Source organism: Actinacidiphila yanglinensis, assembly GCF_900107965.1.
Lineage (GTDB): Bacteria > Actinomycetota > Actinomycetes > Streptomycetales > Streptomycetaceae > Actinacidiphila > Actinacidiphila yanglinensis.
In genome coordinates, this window is sequence record NZ_FNVU01000002.1 from 244,727 (window position 1) to 270,008 (window position 25,282).

A 25,282-nucleotide genomic window follows, 5' to 3' on the forward strand; every position below is an offset into this window, starting at 1 on the left:
CCGGATAGCCTCACCTGGTGGCAAACCGTGTCAACCGTCCCGAGCAGCTCAAGGAGCTGCTGGGTATCCCCTTCACCGCCGAGCAGATGGCCTGCATCACCGCGCCGCCGGCTCCCGCGGTGATCGTGGCCGGGGCGGGCTCGGGGAAGACCACGGTGATGGCCGCACGCGTGGTGTGGCTGGTCGGCACCGGGCAGGTGGCGCCGGACCAGGTGCTGGGCCTGACCTTCACCAACAAGGCCGCCGCGGAGCTGTCCGAGCGGGTACGGAGGGCGCTGGCCCGCGCGGGCATCACCCCGGGCGAGGCGGACGGCCCCCCGCACCCCGGCCAGGACCCGGACCGGATGCCGGGCGACCCGCAGATCTCGACGTACCACGCGTTCGCCGGGCAGTTGCTGAAGGACCACGGCATGCGGATCGGCCTGGAGCCGAGCGCGCGGCTGCTGGCCGACGCGACCCGGTTCCAGCTGGCGGCGAAGGTGCTGCGGGCCGCGCCCGGCCCGTACCCGGCGCTGACCAAGGGGCTGCCCACGCTCGTCGGCGACCTGCTCGCGCTGTCCGGGGAGCTCTCGGAGCACCTGGTGGCCGCCGAGCGGCTGCGGGCCCACGACGGCCGGCTCGCCGCCCGGCTCGCGGAGCTCGATCCCGGCAAGCGCGGCTACGCCTGGGTGAAGGACGTGGCGCAGACCACCGCCGCCCGCCGCGACCTCGCCGAACTCGCCGCTGCCTACCGGCAGGAGAAGGCGGGCCGCGACCTGCTGGACTTCGGCGACCAGATCGCCCTGTCCGCCGAGCTGGCGCAGGGCCGCCCGGAGGTCGGCGCGATCCTGCGCGACCAGTACCGGGTGGTGCTGCTGGACGAGTACCAGGACACTTCGGTGGCGCAACGGCTGCTGCTGGCCGGGCTGTTCGGCGGCGGCTCCGGGCACGCGGTGACCGCGGTCGGCGACCCCTGTCAGGCGATCTACGGCTGGCGCGGCGCCTCGGTGGCGAACCTCGACGACTTCCCGCGGCACTTCCCGCACGCCGACGGGCGGCCTGCCGACCGCTACTCGCTGAGCGAGAACCGCCGTTCGGGCGGGCGGCTGCTCGACCTCGCCAACACCCTCGCGGTCGAGCTGCGCGCCCGGCACGAAGGGGTCGAGGCGCTGCGTCCGGCCCCCGGCGCCGAGCGCGACGGCGTCGTGCGCTGCGCGCTGCTGCCCACCCAGCAGGAGGAGACCGACTGGCTCGCCGACTCCGTCGCCCACCTGGTGCGCACCGGCACCCCGCCCGGCGAGATCGCGGTGCTGTGCCGCACCGCGACCCACTTCGCGGGCATCCACGCGGCACTGGTGGCCCGGGACGTGCCGGTCGAGGTGGTCGGGCTGTCCGGGCTGCTGCACCTGCCCGAGGTCGCCGACCTCGTCGCCACCTGCGAGGTGCTGCACGACCCGACCGCGAACGCGGCCCTGGTACGGCTGCTGACCGGCCCGCGCTGGCGGATCGGCCCGCGTGACCTGGCACTGCTCGGCCGGCGCGCTCGGCAGCTGGTGCGGCACGGCCCCGGGGCGGGCGGCGAGGACAGCGAGGACACGGACCGGCTCGCGGCGGCCGTGGAGGGCGTCGACCCGGCCGAAGTGCTGTCGCTGACCGACGCCCTCGAGACGTTCCTGGACGCGGAGCCGGGCGACGAACTGCCGTTCTCCGCCGAGGCGCGGGTGCGGTTCGCGCGGATGGCCGCCGAGATACGGGAGCTGCGCCGGTCGCTGGCCGACCCGCTGATGGACGTGCTGCACCGGGTGCTCGCCGTCACCGGCCTCGAAGTCGAACTGGCCGCGTCCCCGCACGCCCTGGCCGCCCGCCGCCAGGAGACGCTGCACGCCTTCCTCGACGTGGCGGCGTCCTTCGCCGCGCTGGACGGGGAGGCGACCCTGCTGGCGTTCCTCGGGTTCCTGCACACCGCGGCGGAGTACGAGAAGGGGCTGGACAGTTCGCTGCCCGGCGGCGAGGACACGGTGAAGGTGCTCACCGCGCACAAGGCCAAGGGTCTGGAGTGGGACGTCGTCGTGGTGCCCGGGCTGGTCGCCAAGGGCTTCCCCAGCGAGCGCGGCCGCGAGCTGTGGCCGCTCAACGCCAAGGTGCTGCCGCACGGCCTGCGCGGTGACGCCGAGACCCTCCCGGAGGTGGAGACGTGGACCCGCGCCGGGCTCGACGGCTTCCGCGACGCGATGAAGGAGCACCAGCGCATCGAGGAGCTGCGGCTCGGCTACGTCACCTTCACCCGGCCGCGCTCCCTCCTGCTCGGGTCCGGGCACTGGTGGGGGCCGACGCAGTCCCGGCCGTTCGGGCCGTCGGCGTTCCTCGACGCCCTGCGCGCGCACTGCGAGGCGGGCCACGGCGAGATCGAGGTCTGGGCCGAACCCCCGGCCGAGGACGCCGACAACCCGTCCCTCGCCTCCGCCACCGAACCCCCCTGGCCGCTGCCCCTCGACCCGACCGCCCTGCGCCGGCGCCGGCACGCCGCGACGACGGTCCTCGCGCAGATCGACGCCGCCCGCGCGGACGCCTCCGAGGCCCCCCTCCTCCCGCACCCGACCCGCCCGCCTTCCCCCCGGCCCGCCCTGCCCCCGCAATCCACCCGGGAGCAGGACGCGCCCGATCCGGCCGAGCCCGGGAAGGCGGAGCCCGACGGGCCCGAGGGTCCCGGCCCCGCCGATCCCCGCCTCGACCCCGACGACTCCCGCCTCGTCGCCGCCTGGGACCGCGACCTCACCGCCCTCACCGGCGAACTGCGCCGCGCTCGCGCCACGCTCCACGACGTGCCCCTCCCGCGTACTCTCACGGCCACCCAGCTCATCCGGCTGGCGGCCGACCCCGACGGCCTCGCCCGCGACCTGGCCCGCCCGCTGCCGCGACCGCCGGCCCCCGCCGCCCGCCGCGGCACCCGCTTCCACGCCTGGGTGGAGTCCCGCTTCGACGCCCGCCCGCTCTTCGCGCCCGAGGACCTTCCGGGCATCGAGCCCGGCGACGACATCGCCGACGAGCAGGACCTCGCCGCCCTCAAGGACGCCTTCCTGCGCAGCCCGTACGCCGACCGCGTCCCCTACCGCGTCGAGGCGCCCTTCACGCTCACCCTCGCCGGGCGGCTGATCCGCGGCCGGATAGACGCCGTGTACCGGGAGCAGCGGCCGCCCGCCGACCCCGCCGGCACCCAGGCCGCCGACCCGGACGCGTACGAGATCGTGGACTGGAAGACGGGTCACCGGCCGGACGCCGCCGACCCGCTCCAGCTCGCGATCTACCGGCTGGCCTGGGCCGAGCAGCAGGGCGTCCCCGTCGAACGGGTGCGAGCGGCCTTCCTGCACATCCGGAGCGGCACGCTGGTGCGGCCCGCGGACCTGCCGGACCGGGAGGCGCTGGAACGGCTGCTCAGCTCCGACCCGCCGGCGCGGCCGGTACGCTGAAAGCCATGCGCACGACCCCGGACAACGCCGTCCACCCGCAGCCCGTCCGCCCGCAGTCCGCCGACCCCGGCCCGTACATCGCCGAGCACGCGGACGGCTTCCTCGCCGCGCTCAAGGACTGGCTCCGCATCCCGTCCGTCTCCGCCGACCCGGACCATGCCCCCGACGTCCGCCGCAGCGCCGAGTGGCTCGCGGCGGCGCTGACCGACACCGGCTTCCCGGTGGCGGAGGTCTGGGAGACCGAGGGCGGCCCCGCGGTGTTCGCGGAGTGGCCGAGCGGGGAGGCGGACGCCCCGACGGTGCTGGTCTACGGGCACCACGACGTGCAGCCCGCCGCCCGGGAGGACGGCTGGGCGACCGACCCGTTCGAGCCGGTGGAGCAGGAGGGGCGGCTGCGGGCGCGCGGCGCCGCCGACGACAAGGGCCAGGTCTTCCTGCACACCCTGGGGCTGCGCGCGCACCTGTCGGCGACCGGCCGCACCGCCCCCGCCGTGAACGTGAAGCTCCTGGTCGAGGGCGAGGAGGAGTCCGGTTCGCCGCACTTCCTGGCCCTGATCAGGAAGCACGCCGACCGGCTCGGCTGCGACACCGTGATCGTCTCCGACACCGGCATGTGGGCCGAGGACACCCCGACCGTGTGCACCGGCATGCGCGGGCTGGTCGACGGCCAGATCGACCTGTTCGGGCCGGACCAGGACATCCACTCGGGATCGTTCGGCGGCGCGGTGCCGAACCCGGCCACCGAGGCCGCCCGGCTGGTCGCCGCGCTCCACGACGAGGACCGCCGGGTGGCGATACCCGGGTTCTACGACGGCGTGGTGGAACTGACCGAGCGGGAGCGCGCACTGCTGGCGGAGCTGCCGTTCGACGAGGCGGGATGGCTGCGCACCGCACGGTCGCACGCCGCGCTCGGCGAGCGCGGCCACAGCACGCTGGAGCGGATCTGGGCCCGGCCGACCGCCGAGATCAACGGCATCCACGCCGGCTACGGCGGGCCGGGCGGCAAGACCATCGTGCCGTCCAGCGCGCAGATCAAGTTCTCCTTCCGGCTGGTGGCGGGCCAGGACACCGCCCGGGTGCGGCAGCTCGTCACCGACTGGGTGGCCGCCCGGCTGCCCGACGGCATCCGGCACGAGATCCGCTTCTGGGGCGACGGCACCCGCCCGTGCCTGACGCCGCTGGACCACCCGGCGCTGCGCTCGCTGGTCCGCGCGATGGGCCGGGCCTTCGACCAGGAGATCAGGTACACCCGGGAAGGCGGCTCGGGACCGGCCGCCGACCTCCAGGACGTCCTGGGCGTTCCCGTCCTGTTCCTGGGAATTTCCGTGCCGTCCGACGGTTGGCATTCGGTGGACGAGAAAGTGGATCTCGATCTGCTCCTCAAGGGTGTCGAGACCGCGGCGCACCTGTGGACGGAACTCGCCGCCGACTGGGCGGCCGAACCCTGGCCGAGCCGACGGTGAGCACCGCAGACCCTCGGCGTACGGCTCATGCCGCCCGCACCACACGCACCGCAAAGGGGAGTTGGGAAGACGCCTTGACCGAACTCGACGCGACATCGAAGCCGCTGAGCCTGACCTATGCCGGAGTGGACCGCGCGGCCCACCACCGCCTGGACGAGGCGTGGCTCGCGGCTGCCTGGAGCCACCCCACCACCCGCGTCTTCGTCGTCTCCGGGGGCCAGGTGCTGGTCGAGGACACCCCGGACGGGGTCGAACTCGTCATGACCCCGGCCTTCGACGCCCCCGAGACCGAGCAGCACCGCTACTTCCTGGGGATCGACGACGAGGGCGTGCGCTACTTCGCGCTCCAGAAGGACTCCCTGCCCGGCCGGATGGACGAACCGGCCCGCCCGGCCGGACTGCGCGAGGTCGGCGGGCTGCTCTCGCCGCTCGAGGCCGGGCTGATGGTGCACGCCGTCGCGCTGGAGAACTGGCAGCGCATGCACCGCTTCTGCTCCCGCTGCGGCGAACGCACCGTCATCGCCGCCGCGGGCCATATCCGCCGCTGCCCCGCCTGCGGGGCCGAGCACTACCCGCGCACCGACCCGGCCGTGATCATGCTGGTCACCGACGACGAGGACCGCGCCCTGCTCGGCCGCCAGGTGCACTGGCCCGAGGGCCGCTTCTCCACCCTCGCGGGCTTCGTCGAGCCGGGCGAGTCCATCGAGCAGTCGGTGCGCCGCGAGGTGTTCGAGGAGGCCGGGGTCACCGTCGGCGCAGTCTCCTACGTGGCCAGCCAGCCCTGGCCGTTCCCCTCCAGCCTCATGCTCGGCTTCATGGCCCAGGCCACCTCGGCCGACATCCACGTCGACGGCGAGGAGATCCACGAGGCCCGCTGGTTCTCCCGCGACGACCTGCGCGCCGCCTTCGAGTCCGGCGAGGTGCTGCCGCCCTACGGCATCTCGATCGCGGCCCGGCTGATCGAGCTGTGGTACGGCAAGCCGCTGCCGCGGCAGGGGGGCACGCCGGCGACGTAGCGGCGGAAGCCGGTCGCGCGGCGGAGCCGGTGGTTCCGCCGCGCAGCCGGCTCAGGGCAGTTGGGTCGGCGGCGTGGGCGGGACCGGGGTCAGGTTCGGCGTGCGGGGGGCTTCGGGCGACGGGGTCGGCGCGGAGTCCCGGCCGGAGGTCGGCAGGACGGCCACCGGACCGGCGTCGATCTCGTCGCGCAGCACGCCGTAGACCACCCCGTCGCGCCAGCGCCCGTCGCGGAACACCACGCTGCGCAGCACTCCCTCGCGGGTGAATCCCGCCTTCTCCAGGGCGCGCTGCTCGGCGGCGTTCTCCAGGTCGGTGTCCGCCTCGATCCTGACGGCCGGGGTGTGCGCGAACAGGTAGCGCACGAGCAGTTCCTGGGCCCGGGTGCCGACTCCTCGCCCGCGCGCCTGCGGCAGCAGCTGGATACCGATGTTCCAGTAGGACGAGTGGGGCATCACCACCACCCTCCGCCACGAGACGAAACCGAGCGCTGTCTCCCCGGAGACCACCATCAACTGGCCCCCGTCCTCGCCGAGGAGCCCGTTCTCCGCGAACCGGCGGCGCCACTTGGCGGGATCCTGCCATCCGAACCACTGGAACGGCCCGGTGCTCTCGGGGCTCTGCGTGCACTGCTCGAGTACGGGCAGGTCCTCCTCGCGGGCGGCGCGCAGTTCCACGGAATTCTCGGTCACCCGGACCACCCTAGGGCCTGACCCCCGGCTCGTCCCCGCTCATCCCCTCGTCGCTCATCCCCTCGTCCCGGCCCCCGGCGCGGTGCTCAGCCCAGCGAGCGGGCGTTCGCCGCCGCCATCCGCGCGGCCAGCTCCTCGCGGGGCGTGATCCGCCGCACCGCGGGCAGCGGCGCCTCCCACACCCGTCCGGTCGCCAGCGCCCTCAACCGCACCCGCCCGCACGCGACGCCCAGCACCAGACCGAGACGCTGCACCTGGGTGTCACGCGCCACCTGTCCGACTTCCGGGGGAAATGCGCTTGGCTCGTCCATGAGGGGGCTCCGCGGCGGGTGATGCACTCCGACTGTGTCCGCCATGGACGGTAGTGAGCAACGCCACTGCCGCGAGGGGGAGTTGAGGGAGATTTGAGGCTGACGGGCCAGCCGGGCCGGAAGGCGCGGGCGGACTTCCGATGCTCCTACTGCGGGTCCTGGTACCCCTGCGCGTGGAGGATCCGGTCGATACGGGCGCGGTGGGCCGCCTCCCACGCGTCGAGAGTCTCGGCGGACTCCTTCGCGAGCTTCGCGCGGGCGTCGAGGAGCAGCTGGGGGCCGCGGGCGCGGGGCGCGACCACGATGCCCTCCTCGTCGGCCACGACGATGTCACCGGCGTCCACCTGGACGCCGCCGCAGGTCACGCGGGCGTTGAGCGGCTCGACGACCGACTTGCCGCCGGGGATGGGGATCACTCCGCGCGCGAAGACGGGGAAGCGGGAGGCGCGGATCTCGGCGAGGTCGCGGATCACGCCGTCGATCACGAAGGCGGCGATCCCGTTGCGCTGGGCGACCGCGCAGACGTTGCCGCCGGCGACCGCGTAGTCCACGTCGCCCGCCTCGACGACGATCACGGAGCCGGCCGGGGCGCGGTGGATGGCCGCGTGCAGCATCAGGTTGTCGCCGGCGGGGCAGCGCACGGTGAAGGCCGGACCGGCGACCTGGGGCATGTCCGGCCACAGCGGCCGGATGCCGATGTCCATGACCTGCGCGCGTCCGAGGAAGTCGGCGAGGGTGGTCGGCGGTATGTCCCGGAAGCCGGCGGCGTCATCCATGCCCAGGACCGTAGCACCGGGTCAGGCAGCGCCTCGGGAGCCCTCGGCGGTGCCTGCGGGGCGCCGCCGAGGAGCGTGGCTCGACGTCGCTCGGATCGCGACGCCGCCGGGATCGCGGCGTCCCCGGTGCCGAATGCGGCCCGGGGACGTACGCGAACGGTGGCGGCGGCAGGTCAGGCGCTGAGCGCCTGGGAGACCTGGGCGAGGCTGGGGTTGGTCATCGTGGACTGCTTGCCGCTGGGCGCCACCACGAGCACGGTCGGCACCGTCTGGTTGCCGCCGTTGGCCTGCTCCACGAACTTCGCGGACTCCGGGTCCTGCTCGATGTTGATCTCGGTGTACGCGATGCCCTCCCGGTCGAGCTGGCTCTTGAGCCGGCGGCAGTAGCCGCACCAGGTGGTGCTGTACATCGTCACGGTGCCCGACATGTCGTGATCCGCTCCTCGTCCAAGAGTGCTCGGCTTCCTGCGTCCGGGAACACCGGACGAGGCGACTTCATTCCGTGGAACGCCCCGGTGGCCCGCGCACATTCCACTCGTGCCCCGGCCGTGGTGCCGCCCAGCCGGGACACGAGCGTACGGGCCCGCTCCGGCGCGAACGGACCCGGAGGGACGGGAGGGCGCCAGGGACCGACGGACGCAGGGGGACGGGGAGGAGCGGGGGCCCGAGGGACGCGGACGGACGGTGAAGCCCGGTGAAGCCTGTGGACAACCCCGCCGGGGTGTCGCCGGAACCTGGCACAGTGGCGGGGTGACTGCGACAACCCACGACTCGCTCTTCCCCGCGATGCCCGACTCCGCGGACGCGGTGCTCGACGGACTCGACCCCGAGCAGCGCGCCGTCGCCACGGCGCTGCACGGTCCGGTGTGCGTGCTGGCCGGCGCCGGCACCGGCAAGACCCGGGCGATCACCCACCGGATCGCGTACGGCGTGCGGGCGGGCGTCCTGCAGCCCTCGACCGTGCTCGCCGTGACGTTCACCGCTCGGGCCGCGGGGGAGATGCGCGGGCGGCTGCGGCAGCTCGGCGCGGGCGGGGTGCAGGCACGGACGTTCCACGCCGCCGCGCTGCGGCAGTTGCAGTACTTCTGGCCACGCGCCATCGGCGGCGAGATGCCGCGCATCCTTGAGCGCAAGGTCCAGCTCGTCGCGGAGGCGGGCGCACGCTCCCGGATCCGGCTGGACCGCAGCGAGCTGCGCGACGTGACCGGCGAGATCGAGTGGTGCAAGGTCACCCAGACGGTGCCGGAGGACTACCCCGCCGTGGCCGCCAAGACCTCGCGCGACGTGCCGCGCGACCCGGCCGAGGTGGCGCGGATCTACGCGACGTACGAGCAGCTCAAGCGCGACCGCGGACTGATCGACTTCGAGGACGTGCTGCTGCTGACCGTCGGCGTCCTCCAGGACCGCCCGGACGTGGCGGACACCGTCCGCTCGCAGTACCAGCACTTCGTGGTGGACGAGTACCAGGACGTCAGCCCGCTCCAGCAGCGCCTGCTGGAGCTGTGGCTCGGCGGCCGGGGGAACCTGTGCGTGGTCGGCGACGCCTCGCAGACGATCTACTCGTTCACCGGCGCGACCCCGGACTTCCTGCTCGGCTTCCGCACCCGCCACCCGGACGCCACCGTGGTCAAGCTGGTGCGCGACTACCGCTCCACCCCCCAGGTCGTCGGCCTGGCCAACGGCCTGCTCAGCCAGGCCCGCGGACACGCCGCCGCCCACCGGCTGGAGCTGGTCTCGCAGCGCGAGTCCGGCCCCGACCCCGCCTACACCGAGTACCCGGACGAGCCCGCCGAGGCCGAGGGAGCCGCCCGCCGGATCAGGGACCTGATCGACTCCGGGGTGCGCCCCAGCGAGATCGCGGTGCTCTACCGGATCAACGCCCAGTCGGAGGTGTACGAACAGGCGCTCGCCGACGCCGGGGTGCCCTACCAGCTGCGCGGCGCCGAGCGGTTCTTCGAGCGGCCCGAGGTGCGCGAGGCGGGCATGCTGCTGCGCGGGGCGGCCCGCGCAGCCGCCGACCCGGGGGAGGAGCGGGAGACGATCCCGCAGCAGGTGCGCGCGGTGCTCAGCTCGCGCGGCTGGGCGTCGGAGCCGCCCGCGGGATCGGGCGCGGTACGCGACCGCTGGGAGTCGCTGGCGGCGCTGGTGCGGCTGTCGGAGGACTTCACCGCGGCCCGGCCCGGCGCGGAGCTGTCCGACTTCGTCACCGAGCTCGACGAGCGGGCCAACGCGCAGCACGCCCCGACGGTGGAGGGCGTCACCCTCGCCTCGCTGCATGCCGCGAAGGGGCTGGAGTGGGATGCGGTGTTCCTGGTCGGCCTGACCGAGGGCACCCTGCCGATCACCCACGCCAAGACCGACGAGCAGGTCGAGGAGGAGCGCCGGCTGCTGTATGTCGGGGTCACCCGGGCCCGGCTGCACCTGTCGCTGTCGTGGGCGCTGTCGCGCTCGCCGGGCGGCCGCGGCGGGCGGCGCCCGTCCCGCTTCATGGACGGGCTGCGGCCGGGTTCGGCGCCGCGCGGTGCCCGGCGCGGAGCGGGCGGCCAGGGCGGCGTCGAGCGCGGCTCGGGCGGGCGCAGCAAGCGGCGCGGCCCGGTGCTCTGCCGGGTGTGCGGCCGGACCCTGTCGGAGGCCGGCGAGATCAAGCTGATGCGGTGCGAGGACTGCCCCTCCGACCTCGACGAGGCGCTATACGACCGGCTGCGCGGCTGGCGGATGGAGCAGGCCAAGGCCCTCGGCCAGCCCGCGTACTGCGTCTTCACCGACAAGACGCTGCTGGCCATCGCCGAGGTCCGGCCGTCGGACGAACAGGGGCTCGCCGCCATCCCCGGCGTGGGCGCCCGCAAGCTCGACAAGTTCGGCGCCGACGTGCTGGCACTGTGTTCCGGGGTGGAGCCCGGGGAGGAATACGACGCTCCGGATGAAGGAGTGGAAGAGGCCGTTCCGGGTGGCCCGGAGGAGGCCGCGGAATCTTCTTCGGAAGAAGCCGAAAAATAGTTTGCGCATCCCGCGGGAATCCTCATAGCCTGCGGGAGCACGGTCGAGAGCGGGTCTTCCAAGAGCCGCCAAGACTGTGATGTACTAGGCAAGTCCGGTCCACTGCCCTTACGAGACGCCGAGAGGAGGCGAGCACAGTGAGCAGCAACATCACCATCACCAAAGTGACCGATCGTCCGGTCGCGGCCGCCGCCTGCTCGCTCGACGTCTCCCTTGTCTCGCTGCGTGGCGCCGGCCTGTCCCTCGCCTCTGCTCTGCTGCCGGTTCTCCCGGTGCGCGAGCGGAGTGAGCGACCGACCGGGGCGCCTGCGGTAGCGGCGGCGAAGGCACAGGCGACTGCCTATGCCTTTACCTCTGCGGCTGCCGGCGCCGGCGCCAAGGGCGCGACGACTGCCGAAGGCGGCGCCCATGGCATCAATGGCGCCAAGGCCTCCGGACTGGGGATCGGACAGCAGCAGAAGAAGACGCAGCACGGTATGTGGGCCTACCGCGGGCCTGAACCCTGGAGCGATCCAACCTGACAGCGAGTCAGGTCGGCACCTTCAGGGCCGCGGAATCCCACACCGGGAACCGCGGCCCTTCTGTTTTCTCCCACCGGAGATCGCTGTCTTCCCGACAGACATGACAGACACAACCGAAGACCGGCCCACCGGCCGGACCGACAGACGAGGAACGACACCGTGCATTCCGCCCCGCACGCCACGTCCGGACTTCACCCCGACCTGACCGGGACGCCCACCGGCGACCTCACTGACCACCCTCCCCTCGGCCCCGCCGGGGGAGCTCCCAGCGCAGACCCTCCGGAGAACACCTTGCTGCCCCTCACCGAGCTCGACGACGAGATCGAGCGACTCGGCGTGCCCGTCCCGTGCCGGACCTACGACCCCGAGGTCTTCTTCGCGGAGTCCCCGGCCGACGTCGAGTACGCCAAGTCCCTCTGCCAGACCTGTCCGGTCCGCGAGGCCTGCCTCGCCGGTGCCAAGGACCGCCGCGAGCCCTGGGGTGTCTGGGGCGGCGAGCTGTTCATCCAGGGCGTGGTCGTGCCCCGCAAGCGGCCGCGTGGCCGTCCGCGCAAGAACGCTGTCGCGGCATGAGCACCCGCGGCATGCTCCGCAACCGGCCCGGCACCATCGACCGACCGCTGACGCACGACCCGAAGCACCACGACTCCAAGAATCAGGCCCCGATGACCACTTTCCGCACCGATCAGCCCGCACGTACTTCCGACGCGTTCGCGTCGAACCAGAACAGGAACCTCGAAATGCAACTCATGCCAGAAGCTCTGGCTCGTGCCCATATGCAACAGCGACTGCGCGAGGCCGAACACGAACGAAGGTCGCAACGTCTGCTCGCCGCCCGCCGGCTCCAGCGCCGTGCCGAGCGCGCCTCGCTGCGCGCCCGCCGTGCACTGGCCATGGCGGTCATGCAGTAGCCGACGCGCACGCGACCGCACTCGCGCGGTAGCCGTGATGCAGTAATCGCGTCCAGGCAATCGCGAAGCGACGCTGACCACGTACGATCCCGCGGGACCGGTCCCACCAGGACCGGTCCCGCGGTGCGTTGGCGCGACGGGACCGGCGGGCGCGGAGGTATCGTCGCCCGGTGGATCAGAACCCCCCTCAGACCACGACGACGGGTACGCCGTCCCGCACGACGACCACGCCGCCCGCGACGACCGCCATGCCGTCCCCGCTCTCCCGCGCGGCGTGCGGTCGCTGCGGCGCGACGGCCGAGGGCCTGCCGCTGACCTGGATCTGCTCGGTCGAGAACGGTCGCCGTGTGCACTTCTGCGACGCCTGCGCCCGCAAGCACCTGCGCAGCATCGAGGGCCGCCTCGACTCCGCCTGGTGGTAGCTCACGCCGACGCCTCGGTCCCCTCCGGATCGAATCCCGGCAGCCATTCCCGCAACTCCGCGCGCAGCCGCACTCGGGCGCCGAGCTGGCACAGCACCCCGACCGTGCTCAACGTCACCCGGTGGATCAGCAGGTACGACGGGGGCAGGTTCAACTGCTTGCCCAACTGGTGCGCGGGCGAACGCGGATCGGCGATCCTGGCCGCCTGCGCCCGCATCCACGCCCGGTCGAACCCGAACTCCTCGCGCCCGGCCGGCTCGATGATCGGCCGCAGGTAGTCGAGGACGGCTTCCGCGTCCAGGTTGATCGTCGGCTTGACGAAGCCCTCCGCCCGCAGCATCCGGTAGACCTCGTCCGCCTCGTCGGCCAGTGCCAGGCGCAGCGCGGTGCCGATCGGCAGCGGCAGCCCCTCCGGCAACCGGTCGACGGTGCCGAAGTCCAGCACGCCCAGCCGCCAGCCCTCGGCCGGGCCGTCGTCGGTGAGCAGCCGGAAGTTGCCCGGGTGCGGGTCGGCGTGCAGCAGCCCGGTCCTGGCCGGTCCGGCGAACAGGAAGTGCGCCAGCAACTGCCCGGCCCGGTCCCGCATCTCCTGGCTTCCGCCCGAGATCACCTCGGAGAGCGGCACCCCGTCCATCCACTCGGTGACCAGCACCTGGTCCGCCTGGTGGACGACATCCGGCACCTCGACGTCGGGGTCGCCGGCGAACTCCACCGCGTGCGCGTGCTGGGACCGGGCCTCCAGCGCGTAGTCCAGCTCCTCCGCCACCCTGGCTCGCAATTCCGCCAGCAGCGGCTTCACGTCCATCCCCGGCACCAGCGGGCCGAACAGCCGTGCCACCCGGCCGAGTTGCGACAGGTCGGACAGCAGCGCGTCCCCGGCCCCCGGGTACTGGACCTTCACCGCGACCTGGCGGCCGTCGCTCCACACCGCCCGGTGCACCTGCCCGATCGACGCGGCCGCGGCCGGGGTGTCCTCGAACGTGTCGAACATCGCGCGCCAGTCCTTGCCGAGCTGCTCGGCCAGCACCCGGTGCACGGTGCGGGCCGGCATCGGCGGGGCGGCCTCCTGGAGCTTGGTGAGCGCCGCCCGGTACGGCCCGGCGATGTCCTCCGGCAGCGCCGATTCGAAGACCGAGAGGGCCTGCCCGAACTTCATCGCGCCGCCCTTCAGCTCGCCGAGCACCTTGAAGAGCTGTTCGGCGGTGCGCTCCTGCAACTCGCTCGCGACCTCGTCAGCCGGTCGGCCGCCCAACCTCTTGCCCAGCCCGAGCGTCGCCCGCCCGGCGAAGCCCAGAGGAAGCGCGGCCAGCTTCGCGGTGCGAGTCACCGCCTTGCGCGGAAGATCAGACATGCGCCCCCTCATTTCCCGTCGGTCACATGGCCATTGTGCCCCGCCGGGCCGCCGCCCGACCGAGCCGATCAGGACCTACTGCCTGCGACGGGCGGTCCGGGGAAGCCCTCGCGCCGCCTCCGGACCCTCCTTTCGGGCCCGCCCGCACGGCGCCGCCCCGGGCCTGTCCGCCCGCCCGGCCCGCCGCGAGCCGGCGCCCACTGCGGCCCTTACCCCCCGATGTGTGCGAGACGAGGCCTGACGCCCGACCCCGTCCACACTCCTCTCGGTGTCCCGGCGGCGGTACTCACGGTGGCCCCCGCGCCAAACCCGGCGGCGGGTGCGGGCACCGTGGCTGCGGTGCCCGCACCGACCGTCGAGCCCGCAGCGCCGGTCGAGCTCGCCGCGTCGGCTCCGGCTGCCCCGGTCACGGTGCCCTCACCCGCCGCGGGCGCCTCGCTCCGCCCGGGCGCTTCCTCGCTCCGTGCCCGCGCCGCCGCACCGCACCCGCAGCGCCCGTCCGCCGGCAGTGCCCGGACCCGGGTGGACAACCGGCCGAGGGACAGCTCCACCCGGGCGCCGGCGCTGGGCGGGACCCGCCCGTCGAGGTGGGCCAGCACATGCGCCGCCGCCAGCCCCGCCACCGCCGTGGCCAGGGCGATGTCGCAGGCCGGCACCGCGACGGGGTGACCCGAGCGCAGCTGCGCCAGCATCCGCGGCCAGGCCGGATCGCGGTCGGCCAGTGCCAGCCCCTGGCACTCCCCGCAGCCGGTCCGCCCGGGCAGCACCAGCGGTCCGATGATGCCGCTGCCCTCCAGTACTCCTGTGTAGAGGTGGGGCACGCCCGAAGCGACCAGCCGGCGCGACTGCGCGACATCCGGCGCGTAGGCCAGCAGACCGTCCCGGGGCGCGACCACCGTGACCGTCCGGCCGGGCGCGTCGGCGGCACCGGCTGGGGCCGCCGGTCCGGCCCGTCCGTGCCGCGCCGCCCCGGGTGCGGCCCGGCGGACCGCACCCCGCCCCGCGGCATCCCGCCGCTCGCCCACCTGCTCGGCCGGGAAGCCCGCCGGGCCGACGTCCCACGGCTCGACCCGTCCCACGTCGACCACGTCCACCGCCCCCACTCCGGCCGCCGACAGCAGGGACGCCACCGCCGCGCCCACCCGGCCCGCCCCCAGCACCCGCACCCGCGACCTGCGCCGGTGCCGTATCCGCAGCGCGCCCTCGCCCGGTCCCGGGTGCAGCACCGACAATGCCGCGAGGTCGGGACGCAACCGGTCCAGCATGTCCGTGCGGTGCCGCAGGGCGCCGGACAGATCCGCGTGCGCGCTCGCGTCGTCGAGCACGCCGCCTTCCGCGAGCAGCACCAGCAGCCGCCGGACCCGGTCGGGCTCCAGCCCCAGCGCGCCCGCCTCGCGGGTCAGCGCGTCGGCGCTCCGCGTGCCGTCCAGCAGGGACAGGAACCCGGCCGACGGGCCGTCCACCGGCTCCAGTACCACCGCCCGCTCCGGGTCCACCCCGAACTGCACGCACTCCCGGTCCCGCCAGCTCTGCCGCAGCGCGCTCTTCAGCATCAACCGCACGACTCCGCCCTCCTCCGCGAGGCGCACCCGGGCCCGCCATCGCGCCCGCTCCACAGCCCGCCCGCACATGTCGCCCACTCCCGGCCGAGTGCCGCGGCGGATCCTGGTCCCGGGCCGCGCCGAAGGCTCCCCTCGGGGGACGCTCCGTGCTCACCTCAACCAGTCCGTCCGGACACTCTCCGTGACCGACATCTCCACCATGCCCGAAAAAATCACCAGCGCCGAAGTTATCCACAGGTTGTGAGGGATAGTCGTTCAATATGCGTATGAACCGAGGTGATTCCTGCGGCAACCGGCCTGGGGGCGGGACTTCCCCCGCGGACAACGGGTAACGTCGAGACGTGTCCGCCGATCCTGCCCATGACATCGCAGACCAGCCCGCCCGCGGCATCGGGGCGGGCGAGCCGAGCAGGCCAGGCGGGCCGATCGTGAAAGGCTCCGTCGAGGTGCGTCGCAGCGCCCGGCGGCGCCGTACGGTGTCCGCCTATCGAGACGGCGATCGCACGATCGTTCTGCTGCCGGCCCGGATGTCCGCCGCGGAGGAACAGCGCTGGGTGACGGTGATGCTGGAGAAGCTCGCCGCCCAGGAGAGCCGCCGGATGCCCGGCGACGACGAGCTGGCCGCCCGTGCCGAGCGCCTCTCCGAGCAGTACCTGCACGCGCGGGCCGTGCCCGACACCGTGCGCTGGGTGACGAACCAGAACTCCCGATGGGGGTCGTGCACCCCCGCCGAAAGCAGCATCCGCCTCTCCCACCGCCTCCAGGGCATGCCCGAGTACGTCATCGACTACGTGCTGCTGCACGAGCTCGCGCACCTGCTGGTGCCGGGCCACGGTCCGCAGTTCTGGAAGCTCCTGGAGAGCTACCCGCGCACCGAGCGGGCCCGCGGCTTCCTGGAGGGCGTGGTCGCCGCGGACCGCCTGCCCAACGCGCCTGCCCCGCGCGAGGACTGACCGCGCGGCCGCGCGCCGTCCCCGCAACTCCCCGCCGTGGCCGCACCGGTGGCACAGCCCTGCTACATGCCCGGTACGGAGCCGTGATGGCCGGTTCCGATGCGAGCGGTTAGCCTGACGCAACGCACGAGAACGACACGCGCGGACGACGCGAACCAAGCGCCGTGGCGGAGCGGGACGACAAGCGGATGGGGGACGGTCGCGCAATGGCCAGGGAGTTCCAACGTGGCCACAAGGCCAAGATCAGTGATCTGACCGCCGGGACGGATCTCTATGTCGGCGTGCAGATCAGCGCTCCCGGCCTCACGTTCGACATCAGCTGCTTCGGCCTCGACGCCCAGGAACAGCTGTCGGACGACCGGTACTTCGTGTTCTTCAACCAGCCGAAGTCCCCCGAGGAGTCGATCCAGCTGCTCGGCGCGCAGGCCGGCGACACCGAGTCCTTCCGCGTCACGCTGGACCGGATCCCGGCCGCCGTGCACAGGCTGTCCTTCACCGCCACCATCGACGGCAACGGGCAGATGTCGCAGGTGTCGCCCGGCTACATCCGGCTGGTCGCGGGCGGCGAGGAGGTCGCGCGGTACGCCTTCACCGGCGCGGAGTTCAGCACCGAACGCGCCGTGATGCTCGCCGACATCTACCTCAAGGACGTGTGGCGGTTCGCGGCGGTCGGGCAGGGCTTCGACGGCGGACTGGACGCGCTGCTGCGCAACTTCGGCGGCGAGGTCGCCGAGGAGGAGCCCGCCGCTCAAGCGCCGCAGGCCGCCCCGGGGTTCGCACCGCCCGCCGGGCCCGCCGCTGCCGCACCCGGCTTCGCGCCGCCGCCGGGGCCCGCCGCGGGTACCCCGCCGCCGCTGCCGGCGCCGACTCCCGCCCCCGCGCCCGCCCCCGTGCCGCCCCCGGCGCCGGCCCCCGCGTTCGGGGCGCCGCCGTCCGCCCCCACCCCGCCGCCGCTGCCGGGCGCCGCCGACGACTCGATCCACCAGGCGCCCACCATCGTCGGGCCGTTGGCGACGCCGCCGGCGCAGGCCCCTCCCTTCGGGCAGGTCCCGCCGCCCGGGCCGCCGCCCCCGTTCCCGGGGCAGGCCACCCCGCCGCCCTTCCCGCAGCAGCCGGGGCAGCCGGGCCAGTTCGGCCAGCCCGGGCCGCCCGGTCCTCCGATGGGTCAGGGCGGGTACGCCGTCCCGCAGACCCCCACTCTGGCCGCGGGCATCAGCGTCTCCATGCAGAAGTACCGCGAGCAGCCCACCGGTCAGCGCTGGACCCAGCAGAACGCCAAGATGATGCGCGCCGACCTCGGCCAGGGCGGCGGCCAGCCCGTGCTCGCCCGGCAGGGCGCCATGGTGCTCTATCAGGGCAAGGTCGAGTTCGCCTACAAGGGCGCGGGCTTCCGCGGCCGGGTGGTCGGCAACATGACCGGCCAGGAGATGCAGTTGATGCGCTGCACGGGCGGCGGCCAGGTCTTCTTCGCAGAGAACGCCTCCTACCTGCACCCCGTCGAGTTGCAGGGCGACGCCATCTGCGTCTCGGCGGAGAACGTGCTCGCCTTCGACGAGGGGCTCCAGCACGAGGTCCGCCGGATCGAGGGCCATGGCATCCCCGGCGGCGCCCTGTTCACCATGCAGTTCCAGGGCACCGGCACGGTGATCGTCAAGACGCACGGCACCCCGGTGGTCCTCCCGGTGACGCCCACCACCTACGCCGACAGCAACGCGATCGTCGCCTGGTCGGCGAGTTCCCAGGTGATCGTCTCCAGCCAGGTGCGACTGCGCAGGAGCGCCTACCCCGGCCACAGCGGCGAGACCGTGAACCTCCAGTTCCGCGGCGCGCCCGGCAACTTCATCGTCGTCCAGCCCTACGAGGTGTGACCCGCCATGGACCAGCAGATGATCGCGGGGTACGCGCCCAAGCCGGTCGCCGCCCGGATGGAGAACCACGGTTCGTCCATGCTCAAGGTCGCGATGGCCACCGGCCAGGACCTGTATGCGCGGACCGGTTCGATGGTCGCCTACGAGGGCTTCATCCAGTACGAGCCGAACCCGCCCGCCGTACGGCAGATGGCCTCGTCGTGGCTGACCGGTGAGAGCACCCCGGTGATGAAGTGCAGCGGCGACGGCCTGCTCTATCTGGCCGACTACGGCGCCGACGTGGTCTGCCTCAACCTCTCCGACGAGTCCGTGTCGGTCAACGGCACCAACCTGCTCGCCTTCGACGCGCACCTGCGGTGGGGCGTCGAGCGGGTCAAGGGACTCGCCAAGTTCGCCGGGCAGGGCCTGTTCAACGTGGGGGTGTCCGGCACCGGTTGGGTGGCGGTGACCTCCCGCGGCACCCCGATCGTGGTGGACTGCGGCTCGGGCGCCGACGAGACGTACGTCGACCCGGACGCCCTGGTGGCCTGGTCGTCGGGGCTCAAGATGAAGGCCAAGCGCAGCTTCAAGGCGTCGTCCCTGATCGGGCGGGGCAGCGGGGAGGCGTTCCAGATCGCGTTCTCCGGGCAGGGCTTCGTGGTCGTACAGCCGAGCGAGGACAGCACCGACCGGCTCCGGGCCCGGGGCTGAGGGGGAACGACACATCATGCAGAGCCCGCTTTTCGCCTTCACCGAGGTCCAGAACCAGGACCACTACAGTCTCCAGAACTCCTACCTGCTGCGCGTCCGGCTGGACGGCAACACCGGCCCCGACTGCCTTGCCCGCAAGGGCTCGATGGTCGCGTACCAGGGCATGGTCGAGTTCGACGGCGAGTACCAGTCGCCGTACCAGCGCAGCGCCGCCCGCCACACCGGCGAGGCGCTGGACCTGATGCGCTGCTCCGGCCAGGGCACCGTCTACCTCGCGAACCTCGCCCAGCAGATCCACATCCTGGACGTCGACCACGACGGGCTGACGGTCGACAGCGCCTACGTCCTCGCCCTCGACTCGGGGCTGCACTGGGACGTCATCGCGGTCGACAGCCAGTACGGCCTGTCGGGCACCGGGCAGTACAACGTCGCGATCGCCGGGCAGGGCAAGGTCGCCCTCATGACGTCGGGCAAGCCGCTGATGATGCCGGTCACCCCCGACAAGTACGTCTCCTGCGACGCGGACGCGGTGGTCGCGTGGTCGACGTCGCTGCGGGTCCAGATGCAGGCGCAGACCAGCAGTTCCTCGGTGTTCCGGCGACGCGGCAACACCGGCGAGGGCTGGGAGCTGAACTTCGTCGGCCAGGGCTACGTCCTGGTGCAGCCCAGCGAGATGATGCCGCCGCAGAACGTCGAGTTCCACGGGCTGCGGGCGCAGTACGGCGTCGGGTCGCAAGGGGTGCAGGGTATGAACCAGGGGAATGTCTGGGGTCGCTGACGGGACCCGTCCCAGGCCCTGCCCGAGCCGTCGGCGGAGCAGGACCTCTTCCGAGGTGAGCCGCCTTCCGGCCCGGGCCCCCGCACCTTCCGCGGGGGCCGGGCCCGGGGATTCCTCAGAGCAGTGCCCGGGTGCCCTCCAGGAGGACGCGCACGGAGTGGTCGGGCAACTCGGCGACCTCGTCGAAGCTGAACCAGCGCAGGGCCAGGGACTCGTCGCTGATGGACTCGACCGAGCCCGGGGGAGCCACCGCGGCGTACTGGACGTCGAGATGCCAGGCGCAGGGCACCAGGTGGCGGTCGAGCCGGACGGGTCGCGGAACCAGGAGTTCGAGCCCCTGGATGCCGGATTCCTCGGTGCCCTCGCGCAGGGCGGCACCCGACAGCGAGGTGTCGTCCGCCTCGCAGTGGCCACCGGTCTGCAGCCACTGCTTGAGCTTGGCGTGCAGGGTGAGCAGGACGTGGCGCTGCTCGGCGTCGAGGATGAGCACGCTGCCGGTGAGGTGGCCGGCCTTGCAGGGCTTGCCCATGCCGTCGGGGTGGGCTGCCAGGTGGGCCAGGTAGTCCTGGCGCAGCTTCTCCTGATCGGCGTCGGGGGCGTCCCAGGTCTCCAGGACGCCCACCGCGTCCTTGTGCAGTGCGGCGCTCACTTCCCGGTGTCGCCGTCCTCGTCGTCCGTGCGTCGGGGCCCGGTATCCCCGTCGGAGCCGCTGCCGGCGCCCTTCTCCGGCTGCTCGGGGGCGGAGCCGGCGTCCTTGTCCAGGCTCGTCCGGGGGCCGGTGTCCTCCGTCGTGCCGCCGCTCGCGGCCTCGCCGAGCAGCTTGTCCAGCTCGGAGAAGTCGATGACGTCGCGGTGCACGAAGCCGTCCGGGTCGTCGAGGTCGGCGGCCGTCGGCAGCATGTCGGGGTGCGCCCACAGGCCGTCACGGCCCTCGACGCCGCGGGCGTCGGTGAGCGAGGCCCACAGCCGGGAGGCGTCCCGCAGCCGGCGCGGCCGCAGTTCGAGGCCGATCAGGGTGGCGAAGGTCTGCTCGGCCGGGCCACCGGTCGCGCGGCGGCGGCGCAGCGTCTCGCGCAGCGCCCCCGCGGACGGGAGGTGGGGCGCGGCGGCCGCGTGCACGACCGCGTCCACCCAGCCCTCGACCAGGGCGAGCGCCGTCTCCAGCCGGGCCAGCGCGGCCTTCTGCTCCGGGGTGTCCTCCGGCTGGAACATGCCCTGCTGGAGGGCTTCCTGAAGCTGTTCGGGCTGCGTGGGGTCGAGCTGGCCCACGGCCTCCTCGAGGCGGGCGGTGTCGACCTTGATGCCGCGCGCGTATCCCTCGACGGCGCCGAACAGGTGCGCCCGCAGCCACGGCACGTGGGCGAACAGCCGCTGGTGCGCCGCCTCGCGCAGCGCGAGGTAGAGCCGCACCTCCTCCTGGGGGATGCCCAGGCCGTCGCCGAACGCCGCCACGTTGACAGGCAGCAGGGCGGCCTTGCCGGACGGGCCGAGCGGCAGGCCGACGTCGGTGGAGCCGACCACCTCGCCGGCCAGGGTGCCGAGCGCCTGCCCGATCTGGGAGCCGAACATCGCGCCGCCCATCGACCGCATCATGCCGAGCAGCGGGCCGGTCATCGCCTGCATCTCCTCGGGCAGCACATCGCCCATGGCGCCGGCCACCCGCTCGGCGACCGGGTCGACCAGGTCCTTCCACACCGGGAGGGTCGCCTCGACCCACTCCGCGCGGCTCCAGGCCACGGCGGTGTTGGCGCCCGAGGGCAGCGAGGTCGCGCCGTCGAGCCACAGGTCGGCCAGGCGGACCGCCTCCTGGACCCAGTCGCGGTCGGCCCGGCCGACGGACGTGTCCTTCACGCCGTCCGGGGTGCCCTGGGCGACCGTCTGGCGGGCGATGTCCTTGGCCATGTCCCAGTTCACCGGACCGCCCTCGTAGGAGAGCATCTGGCCGAGCTGCTGGAAGGCGGCGCCCAGATCACCGGGGTTCAGGGAACCGAACATCGCCGCGAGCGGGTTGTCGCCGCCGCCCGGGCCGAAGGGGTTGTCGCCGCCGAAGCCGAAGGGGTTCGGCTGTCCGCCCTTGGGCTTCTTGCCCTCGTCCCCGTCCTCGGGCTCCTCGGGAGGGACGCCGAATCCGAATGGGATGTCACTCACGGGATTCCTCGGATCTGTGTCGTGATGGGCTGTGTCGGGGGGCCGGATCGTGGTGGGGTGGGACGCTGGACGCCCGTCTTGCGGCGGGTGTCAGGAGGTCCTGCGAGCCCGGCCCGGTGTGATGGGCTCTCCCTCCAGCGTAGACACCCGTCCGGCAGGATGGCGCTGTACGTATCTGTGACAACCGTGGGAGACACCCGGTGAGTTCCCCAGAAGCACACGTTCGCCCAGAGCGGAGCCCAGCTCGGGCCGGGTCGGGGCCGGTGGTGGCGATCACCGGCGCGGCTTCAGGGGTGGGACACGCGCTGGCCGTGCGGCTCAGCGAGTCCGACCAGGTCAGGAAGGTCGTGGCGATCGACGAGCGGCGCGGAGACGTGCCCGGGGCGACCTGGCAGGTGCTGGATGTGCGGGACCCGGCGATCGCGGAGAAACTCCGCGGCGCGTCGGTCGTGGTGCACCTGGCGCTCGACCTCGATCTGGAGTCCGACCCGAAGGCCCGCTCGGCCTTCAACGTGCGCGGCACCCAGACCGTCCTGACCGCGGCCGCCGCCGCCGGGGTGCACCGGGTCGTGCTGTGCACCTCGGCGATGGTCTACGGCGCGCAGGCCGACAACGACGTGCCGCTGGCCGAGGACGCCCCGCTGCGGGCCACCTCCGAGGCGAGCTTCGTGGACGACCTGCTGGAGATCGAACGGCTCGGCCGCCGCGCCCCGCGCGCCCACCCCGGCCTCAATGTGACGATCCTGCGGCCCGCAGTGCTGGTCGGTGACACCGACACCGCGCTGACCCGGTACTTCGAGTCGCCGCGGCTGCTGGTCGTGGCGGGCAGCCGGCCGTGCTGGCAGTTCTGCCATGTCGACGACCTGGTCTCGGCGCTGGAGTTCGCGGTGCTGGAGAAGGTCGACGGGGAGATCGCGGTCGGCTGCGACGGCTGGCTGGAGCAGGAGGAGGTCGAGGAGCTGTCCGGAATCCGCCGGATGGAACTGCCGGCCGCGGTCGCGTTCGGCGCTGCGTCCCGGCTGCACCGGCTCGGCCTGACCCCCTCGCCGGCCGGCGACCTCGCGTACACCATGCATCCCTGGGTGGTCAGCGGCAGCAAGCTGTACGAGGCCGGCTGGCGTCCCCGGTGGTCCAACGAGGAGGTGCTCGCCGAACTCCTCGCCGAGGTCGAGGGCCGCAACTCCGTCGCCGGACGACGCCTCGGCCGCAAGGACGCCACCACCCTGGGTGCCGCGGGCGCGACCGTCGCCCTGGTGGGCGCGGCGGCCGTGGTGCGCAGGGCCCGCAAGCGCCGCGGGCTGTGACGCCGGCGGGTACGACACTGGATGCCAATAATGGAATAGCATTTCCGCATCGCGGTACCGGCTGGGGAATGAGGCAGCATGGAAGACATGGCATCCGAACTCGGCGCACCCGGCAGGTCCGCCGCCCTTGACGGCGCGGCCGTCGACGCTCCCGTCATCCGGCTCCTGGCGATCCGCGACGAGCCCCTGTCGGTGGACGAGGTCTTCCGTGCGGTCGGCGACGACGCGGCCGGCGGGACCGTGCTGTTCGTCGGCGCGGTTCGCGACCACGACGGCCGCCCCGACACCCTGGTGACCGGCTTGTCGTACTCCGCGCACCCCACGGCGGAGGCCGAGCTGCGCCGGGTCGCCGAGAAGGTCGTCGCGGACTTCCCCGTGCGGGCGCTCGCCGCCGTGCACCGGGTCGGCGACCTGCGGGTGGGCGACCTCGCGGTGGTCGTCGCGGTCGCCTGTCCGCACCGTGGGGAGGCATTCGCCGCCAGTCGCCGCCTGATCGACGACCTCAAGCACGAGGTGCCGATCTGGAAGCACCAGACCTTCGCGGACGGCACCGAGGAGTGGGTGGGAGCGGGCGAGGGGTGCTGAACACCCTCCGTTAGTGGGACTTCCGGTTGCGTAACCCCGCGCCCCGGCCGAACGTTGACTCACCGAGTGGTTAATCTGCTCATAGGTCTGTTTTATCTCGTTTGGCTCATACGGGATCGGGGATTTCGCAGTGGCTGCACTCACTTGGTTGCTCATTCCGGTGGCCGCCGCGGTCGCCGCCGCGATCTGGGGGCGCTGGGCCGCGCGCCGGCGTACCACCGGCGACGGTGCCTCGCTCGCCGGGTACGAGCGGTTCCGGCAGGCCATGCAGACGTCCTCAGTGAGCCCTGCGGCAGCCGGCGCGCCCTCGGTGCCCCGGGCCGATCGGGAGGTCCCGCCGGACGACGAGGAGGACTCACCCCGCGGGCCGGTTGCCGGGCCTGTCCCGTAGGGTTCGGGGCATGTCACGCCGCACCGCGACGCTCCTCGCCTCGACCCTGACGCTCATAGCGCTGCTGTGCGTGGCGCTGGTGACGCCGACGCCCTACGCCGAGATGTCACCCGGGCCGACCGTGAACACGCTCGGCAGCTACGGCGGCGCGAAGGTCATCGACATCTCCGGCCGCACGACGTACCCGACCACCGGCAACCTGAACATGACGACGGTGCGGGTCACGGGTGCCGACTACCGGATGAACCTGGTCGAGGCGGTGCTCGGGTGGGCCCGGCACGACGACAAGGTCGTCGAGCACGACACCCTGTACCCCAGCGGGCAGACCGCCGAGCAGGCCGACCAGGAGAACGCCGAGGAGTTCAGCCAGTCCCAGGACAGCGCGAAGGTCGCCGCCCTGGACGAGCTGAAGATCCCCGTGCAGTCCCGGGTGATCGTCGCGGCCGTGGTCAAGGGCGGCGCCGCCGAAGGCTCGCTGCACGCGGGCGACGTGATCAAGGCGGTGGACGACCACACCGTCAGCGCGGCCGACCAGGTCGCCACCTTCGTCACCAAGCACTCGCCCGGTGAGAAGACCGTGTTCACCGTGGTCAGGGCGGCGGACGTCAAGAAGAAGACGCCGCCGACCCAGCAGGTCACGATCACCACCCGCGCCTCGGACGACACCGGCCCCAAGCGCGCGGTCGTCGGCATCCAGGCGGGCGTCGAGCACCTGTTCCCGTTCACCATCAACATCCGGCTCGCGGACGTCGGCGGCCCCAGCGCGGGCATGATGTTCGCGCTGGGCATCATCGACAAGCTCACCCCGGGCAGCCTGACCGGCGGCGCGTTCGTGGCCGGCACCGGCACCATCGCCGACAACGGCGACGTCGGCCCGATCGGCGGGATCAGCCTCAAGACGATCGGTGCGCGCGACAAGGGCGCGAAGTACTTCCTCACCCCAGCCGACAACTGCGAGGAGGCCGCCAAGGACATCCCCGGCGGCCTCACCCTGGTCAAGGTCAAGACCCTGGACGACGCCATGACCGCGCTGAAGGACATCCGCAGCGGCAACACCTCGGCCCTGCCCAGCTGCAAGAGCTGAACCGGGAGTACCCCG

General features: G+C 73.2%; 24 protein-coding genes. 16 read left to right on the plus strand and 8 right to left on the minus strand.

Features of this window, described 5'->3' with window-relative positions:
• The first annotated feature begins 17 nt into the window (after positions 1 to 17).
• The 3 genes from C4U44_RS05040 (at position 18) to nudC (ending at position 5,925) form a co-directional block, all read left to right on the plus strand.
• Entirely contained in the window at positions 18 to 3,446 is a 3,429-nt protein-coding gene (locus C4U44_RS05040) for an ATP-dependent DNA helicase (protein ID WP_103884385.1), read from the plus strand.
• Positions 3,447 to 3,451: 5 nt separating this feature from the next.
• Positions 3,452 to 4,909, plus strand: coding sequence for a M20/M25/M40 family metallo-hydrolase (locus C4U44_RS05045; RefSeq protein WP_103884386.1), 1,458 nt, complete (start codon positions 3,452 to 3,454; stop codon positions 4,907 to 4,909).
• 74 nt (positions 4,910 to 4,983) lie between these two features.
• Complete coding sequence (gene nudC / locus C4U44_RS05050; RefSeq protein WP_103884387.1) at positions 4,984 to 5,925, plus strand: NAD(+) diphosphatase; 942 nt, start codon at positions 4,984 to 4,986, stop codon at positions 5,923 to 5,925.
• A gap of 51 nt (positions 5,926 to 5,976) precedes the next feature.
• Here nudC and C4U44_RS05055 read toward each other — a convergent pair whose 3' ends face one another.
• From C4U44_RS05055 to C4U44_RS05070, 4 genes are all read right to left on the minus strand, one after another.
• Positions 5,977 to 6,615 (minus strand): GNAT family N-acetyltransferase, encoded by a 639-nt coding sequence (locus tag C4U44_RS05055; protein WP_103884753.1) that lies wholly within the window; start codon positions 6,613 to 6,615, stop codon positions 5,977 to 5,979.
• 86 nt (positions 6,616 to 6,701) lie between these two features.
• Positions 6,702 to 6,926: a hypothetical protein gene (locus C4U44_RS05060; RefSeq protein WP_146088196.1), complete on the minus strand. Its 225-nt coding sequence runs from the start codon at positions 6,924 to 6,926 to the stop codon at positions 6,702 to 6,704.
• A 146-nt stretch (positions 6,927 to 7,072) separates the two neighbouring features.
• Positions 7,073 to 7,702: an RraA family protein gene (locus C4U44_RS05065; protein ID WP_103884389.1), complete on the minus strand. Its 630-nt coding sequence runs from the start codon at positions 7,700 to 7,702 to the stop codon at positions 7,073 to 7,075.
• Positions 7,703 to 7,875: 173 nt separating this feature from the next.
• On the minus strand, positions 7,876 to 8,130 hold the full coding sequence (locus tag C4U44_RS05070; RefSeq protein WP_103884390.1) for a mycoredoxin: 255 nt from the start codon (positions 8,128 to 8,130) through the stop codon (positions 7,876 to 7,878).
• 322 nt (positions 8,131 to 8,452) lie between these two features.
• Here C4U44_RS05070 and C4U44_RS05075 point away from each other — a divergent pair, with 322 nt between their 5' ends.
• The 5 genes from C4U44_RS05075 (at position 8,453) to C4U44_RS41050 (ending at position 12,553) form a co-directional block, all read left to right on the plus strand.
• Positions 8,453 to 10,699: an ATP-dependent DNA helicase UvrD2 gene (locus tag C4U44_RS05075; protein ID WP_407642783.1), complete on the plus strand. Its 2,247-nt coding sequence runs from the start codon at positions 8,453 to 8,455 to the stop codon at positions 10,697 to 10,699.
• Between the two features lie 137 nt (positions 10,700 to 10,836).
• Entirely contained in the window at positions 10,837 to 11,220 is a 384-nt protein-coding gene (locus tag C4U44_RS05080) for a hypothetical protein (protein WP_103884392.1), read from the plus strand.
• 201 nt (positions 11,221 to 11,421) lie between these two features.
• On the plus strand, positions 11,422 to 11,793 hold the full coding sequence (locus C4U44_RS05085; protein WP_407642792.1) for a WhiB family transcriptional regulator: 372 nt from the start codon (positions 11,422 to 11,424) through the stop codon (positions 11,791 to 11,793).
• Entirely contained in the window at positions 11,790 to 12,131 is a 342-nt protein-coding gene (locus tag C4U44_RS05090; protein WP_235031813.1) for a hypothetical protein, read from the plus strand. Before C4U44_RS05085 ends, C4U44_RS05090 begins: the two co-directional genes overlap by 4 nt.
• 170 nt (positions 12,132 to 12,301) lie before the next feature.
• Entirely contained in the window at positions 12,302 to 12,553 is a 252-nt protein-coding gene (locus C4U44_RS41050; RefSeq protein ID WP_146088197.1) for a hypothetical protein, read from the plus strand.
• Between the two features lies 1 nt (position 12,554).
• Here C4U44_RS41050 and C4U44_RS05095 read toward each other — a convergent pair whose 3' ends face one another.
• Together C4U44_RS05095 and C4U44_RS05100 are read right to left on the minus strand one after the other, a co-directional pair.
• On the minus strand, positions 12,555 to 13,904 hold the full coding sequence (locus tag C4U44_RS05095; RefSeq protein WP_103884395.1) for an ABC1 kinase family protein: 1,350 nt from the start codon (positions 13,902 to 13,904) through the stop codon (positions 12,555 to 12,557).
• 209 nt (positions 13,905 to 14,113) lie between these two features.
• Positions 14,114 to 15,457 carry a ThiF family adenylyltransferase gene (locus tag C4U44_RS05100; RefSeq protein ID WP_103884396.1) on the minus strand — a complete coding sequence of 448 codons (1,344 nt, stop codon included), beginning with the start codon at positions 15,455 to 15,457 and terminating at the stop codon, positions 14,114 to 14,116.
• Positions 15,458 to 15,807: 350 nt separating this feature from the next.
• Between C4U44_RS05100 and C4U44_RS05105 the strand changes: the two genes are divergently transcribed.
• The 4 genes from C4U44_RS05105 (at position 15,808) to C4U44_RS05120 (ending at position 19,755) form a co-directional block, all read left to right on the plus strand.
• Positions 15,808 to 16,419, plus strand: coding sequence for a M48 metallopeptidase family protein (locus C4U44_RS05105; protein WP_103884397.1), 612 nt, complete (start codon positions 15,808 to 15,810; stop codon positions 16,417 to 16,419).
• Positions 16,420 to 16,625: 206 nt separating this feature from the next.
• The gene (locus C4U44_RS05110; protein ID WP_103884398.1) at positions 16,626 to 18,287 is read left to right on the plus strand and encodes a TerD family protein; all 1,662 of its coding nucleotides are present in this window, start codon (positions 16,626 to 16,628) and stop codon (positions 18,285 to 18,287) included.
• A gap of 6 nt (positions 18,288 to 18,293) precedes the next feature.
• Positions 18,294 to 18,977: an AIM24 family protein gene (locus C4U44_RS05115; protein WP_103884399.1), complete on the plus strand. Its 684-nt coding sequence runs from the start codon at positions 18,294 to 18,296 to the stop codon at positions 18,975 to 18,977.
• Positions 18,978 to 18,993: 16 nt separating this feature from the next.
• Positions 18,994 to 19,755, plus strand: coding sequence for an AIM24 family protein (locus tag C4U44_RS05120; protein ID WP_103884400.1), 762 nt, complete (start codon positions 18,994 to 18,996; stop codon positions 19,753 to 19,755).
• A 115-nt stretch (positions 19,756 to 19,870) separates the two neighbouring features.
• Here C4U44_RS05120 and C4U44_RS05125 read toward each other — a convergent pair whose 3' ends face one another.
• Positions 19,871 to 20,404 carry an NUDIX hydrolase gene (locus C4U44_RS05125; RefSeq protein WP_103884401.1) on the minus strand — a complete coding sequence of 178 codons (534 nt, stop codon included), beginning with the start codon at positions 20,402 to 20,404 and terminating at the stop codon, positions 19,871 to 19,873.
• On the minus strand, positions 20,401 to 21,903 hold the full coding sequence (locus C4U44_RS05130; protein WP_103884402.1) for a zinc-dependent metalloprotease: 1,503 nt from the start codon (positions 21,901 to 21,903) through the stop codon (positions 20,401 to 20,403). Before C4U44_RS05130 ends, C4U44_RS05125 begins: the two co-directional genes overlap by 4 nt.
• 200 nt (positions 21,904 to 22,103) lie before the next feature.
• Between C4U44_RS05130 and C4U44_RS05135 the strand changes: the two genes are divergently transcribed.
• From C4U44_RS05135 to C4U44_RS05150, 4 genes are all read left to right on the plus strand, one after another.
• The gene (locus tag C4U44_RS05135) at positions 22,104 to 23,207 is read left to right on the plus strand and encodes an SDR family oxidoreductase (protein ID WP_103884403.1); all 1,104 of its coding nucleotides are present in this window, start codon (positions 22,104 to 22,106) and stop codon (positions 23,205 to 23,207) included.
• 87 nt (positions 23,208 to 23,294) lie between these two features.
• On the plus strand, positions 23,295 to 23,792 hold the full coding sequence (locus tag C4U44_RS05140) for a molybdenum cofactor biosynthesis protein MoaE (protein ID WP_103884754.1): 498 nt from the start codon (positions 23,295 to 23,297) through the stop codon (positions 23,790 to 23,792).
• A gap of 130 nt (positions 23,793 to 23,922) precedes the next feature.
• The gene (locus C4U44_RS05145) at positions 23,923 to 24,183 is read left to right on the plus strand and encodes a hypothetical protein (protein WP_103884404.1); all 261 of its coding nucleotides are present in this window, start codon (positions 23,923 to 23,925) and stop codon (positions 24,181 to 24,183) included.
• 10 nt (positions 24,184 to 24,193) lie between these two features.
• Positions 24,194 to 25,267 (plus strand): YlbL family protein, encoded by a 1,074-nt coding sequence (locus C4U44_RS05150; protein ID WP_103884405.1) that lies wholly within the window; start codon positions 24,194 to 24,196, stop codon positions 25,265 to 25,267.
• Positions 25,268 to 25,282: the final 15 nt, after the last annotated feature.

Excerpts from the sequence above, each read along its gene's own strand:
- C4U44_RS05060 (WP_146088196.1), bottom strand. The coding sequence starts at position 6,926 with ATGGACGAGCCAAGCGCATTTCCCCCGGAAGTCGGACAGGTGGCGCGT.
- C4U44_RS05115 (WP_103884399.1), top strand. The coding sequence starts at position 18,294 with ATGGACCAGCAGATGATCGCGGGGTACGCGCCCAAGCCGGTCGCCGCC.
- C4U44_RS05140 (WP_103884754.1), top strand. The coding sequence starts at position 23,295 with ATGGCATCCGAACTCGGCGCACCCGGCAGGTCCGCCGCCCTTGACGGC.
- C4U44_RS05120 (WP_103884400.1), top strand. The coding sequence starts at position 18,994 with ATGCAGAGCCCGCTTTTCGCCTTCACCGAGGTCCAGAACCAGGACCAC.
- C4U44_RS05110 (WP_103884398.1), top strand. The coding sequence starts at position 16,626 with ATGGCCAGGGAGTTCCAACGTGGCCACAAGGCCAAGATCAGTGATCTG.
- C4U44_RS05150 (WP_103884405.1), top strand. The coding sequence starts at position 24,194 with ATGTCACGCCGCACCGCGACGCTCCTCGCCTCGACCCTGACGCTCATA.
- C4U44_RS05100 (WP_103884396.1), bottom strand. The coding sequence starts at position 15,457 with ATGCTGAAGAGCGCGCTGCGGCAGAGCTGGCGGGACCGGGAGTGCGTG.
- C4U44_RS05065 (WP_103884389.1), bottom strand. The coding sequence starts at position 7,702 with ATGGATGACGCCGCCGGCTTCCGGGACATACCGCCGACCACCCTCGCC.
- C4U44_RS05095 (WP_103884395.1), bottom strand. The coding sequence starts at position 13,904 with ATGTCTGATCTTCCGCGCAAGGCGGTGACTCGCACCGCGAAGCTGGCC.
- C4U44_RS05045 (WP_103884386.1), top strand. The coding sequence starts at position 3,452 with ATGCGCACGACCCCGGACAACGCCGTCCACCCGCAGCCCGTCCGCCCG.
- C4U44_RS05070 (WP_103884390.1), bottom strand. The coding sequence starts at position 8,130 with ATGTCGGGCACCGTGACGATGTACAGCACCACCTGGTGCGGCTACTGC.
- C4U44_RS05090 (WP_235031813.1), top strand. The coding sequence starts at position 11,790 with ATGAGCACCCGCGGCATGCTCCGCAACCGGCCCGGCACCATCGACCGA.